Origin of the sequence: Mesorhizobium sp. M7A.F.Ca.US.006.04.2.1 (assembly GCF_004022915.1) — a bacterium.
Lineage (GTDB): Bacteria > Pseudomonadota > Alphaproteobacteria > Rhizobiales > Rhizobiaceae > Mesorhizobium > Mesorhizobium ciceri.
This window is the reverse complement of the sequence record NZ_RZQA01000946.1, coordinates 1-2259: the sequence shown is the minus strand read 5'-3', so window position 1 is coordinate 2259 and position 2259 is coordinate 1. Positions and strand designations below refer to the sequence as shown.

Sequence of the window (2259 nt, the reverse complement as noted above, 5' to 3'; positions counted from 1 at the left end):
GATATCGCTCGCTACGGTGCCTTCGCCGCCAACCGCGAATATCTCAGGCAGACGACGCGCCAGTTCTATTCGCGCCGGTTCGTCATGACCTTTCCCAATGAACGGCTGCCCGCCGGCCGGCCGCTGAAACGCCCCGGCGCCTATGACGGCATGAGCGCGGCGGGATGCGAATGGACGGCTTCCTGGGGGCTGGAAATCCCGGCCTATTTCGCGCCGATGGGATTTGCCGAGAGCACGACGCTGCGGCGCTCCAACGCCTTCGACATCGTCGGCGAGGAGGCGCTGCAGGTGCGGCGCGCCGCCGGCCTCGTCGATATCTCGGCCTATGCGCGCTATGCGGTGTCGGGGCTGGGTGCGGAGGCGTGGCTCGACCGGCTGCTCGCCTGCCGATTGCCGAAGGCGGGGCGGGCCGGCCTGGCGCCGATGCTCGGCCATGACGGACGGCTGAAGGGCGACCTCACCGTCTTCAACTGGGGCGGCGGCTCTTATTGGCTGATGGGCTCCTACTATCTCCGGGAATTCCATATGCGCTGGTTCGAGAGCCATGCGGCGGAGGGCGTCACCATCGCCGACCTCTCCGACACGATGAGCGGCTTCCTGCTCACGGGGCCGAATGCGCGGGAGATTCTGGAGCGCACGACGCATCAGGATGTTTCCGGCGCAGCATTGCCGTTCATGGCCTGTGGCGCATTCGACATCGGTATGGTGCAGGCACGTGTGGCGCGGCTGTCGATCGCGGGCGAACTCGGCTTCGAAATCAGTTGCCCCGTGACCATGCACGCCACGTTGCGCGACACGCTGCTGGCTGCGGGCGAGGATCTGGGCCTTGCTGAAATCGGCTACTATGCGCTCAATGCGCTGCGGCTGTAGAAGAGCTTTGGCATCTGGTCGCGTGAATTCACGCAAGGCTATACGCCGGGCCAGACCGGTCTCGACCGCTTCATCGCTTTCGGCAAGAGCGACTTCATCGGCCGCGAAGCAGCGTTGAAACAGCGGGAGGCCGGCAGCGGCCAATGCCTGGTGACGCTGGAAATCGATGCGCTCGACGCCGATGCCAGCGGTTTTGAGCCTGTCTGGCATCAGGGCCGACGCGTCGGCTTCGTCACCTCGGGCGGCTATGGCTATACGGTCGGCAAGAGCCTGGCGCTGGCTCTGGTCGACCGCGATTTCGCGGGCGAGGGCACCGCGCTCTCCGTGCATGTCGTAGGTGAGGAACGGCCGGCGCGTGTCGTCGCGGCCTCGCCCTACGATCCCCTGGGCAAGGCAATGCGGCAATGAGGAGGATTTCCGATGGTCGATGACGCGGCACGGGACGGCAGGCGCGAGCGCCGGCGTGGACGCACGGGCGAGGCCGGTAGCGAAAGCAGCCGCCGTCCCAATTACCATTCGCTGAAGAACCCGTTCCTGCCGCAGCCGATCTTTTCGGACGACCAGGTGGCTTCGATCCACGACACGGCGCTGCGGGTGCTGGAAGAGCTCGGCATCAAGGTGCTGCTGCCGCAAGCGCGTGAGCATTTTGCCAATGCCGGCGCCCTGGTCGATCCAGACACCGACATGGTGCGCATCGGCCGTGACATGGTGACGGCGGCACTCGCCTCGGCGCCGAAGTCGATCCACGCTTACGCCGGTTCGCGCGCCCGCGATCTGACGCTGGAGCTCGGCTCGATGACCTTCCTGGCCGGGTGCGGGGCGCCGAACGTCACCGATCTCGAGCGCGGCCGGCGGCCGGGAACACTGGCGGATTTCGAGGATCTGATGCGGCTGGTGCAGCATTTCGATGTGCTGCATATGCTGGGGCCCTGCATCGAACCTCAGGATGTCGACAACCGCTTTCGGCACTATGCCGTCAACCGCGCGCAGTTGACGCTGTCGGACAAGCTCCCGTTCGTCTTCGCGCGCGGAACGCCGCAAGTCGAGGACGGGTTCGAGATGCTGCGGCTGGCGCGCGGCTTGTCGGAAGAGGAGTTTCTGGCAAGCGCGCATTGCTACACCGTCATCAACACCAACTCGCCGCGTCAGCTCGACATTCCGATGGCGCAAGGCATCATCGATTTCGCTCGCGCGGGGCAGGTCTCCGTCATCACGCCGTTCTGCCTGGCGGGCGCCATGGCGCCGATAACGGTCGCCGGCGCGCTGACGCTGCAGCATGCCGAAGCGCTGGCCGGGCTGACGCTGGCGCAGATCGTGAGGCCGGGTGCGCCGGTCGTCTACGGCTCGTTCTCCTCCAATGTCGACATGAAATCCGGCGCGCCCGCCTTC

At 66.1% G+C, this 2259-nt stretch carries 1 protein-coding gene and 1 pseudogene; both read left to right on the top strand.

Going from position 1 to position 2259, the window contains the following annotated elements:
- Positions 1-1278: pseudogene (locus tag EN925_RS32610) on the top strand (glycine cleavage T C-terminal barrel domain-containing protein); the annotation flags it as partial.
- Between the two features lie 12 nt (positions 1279-1290).
- Positions 1291-2259: trimethylamine methyltransferase family protein (locus EN925_RS32605; protein WP_206633053.1), on the top strand; the 969-nt coding region annotated here is incomplete at its 3' end.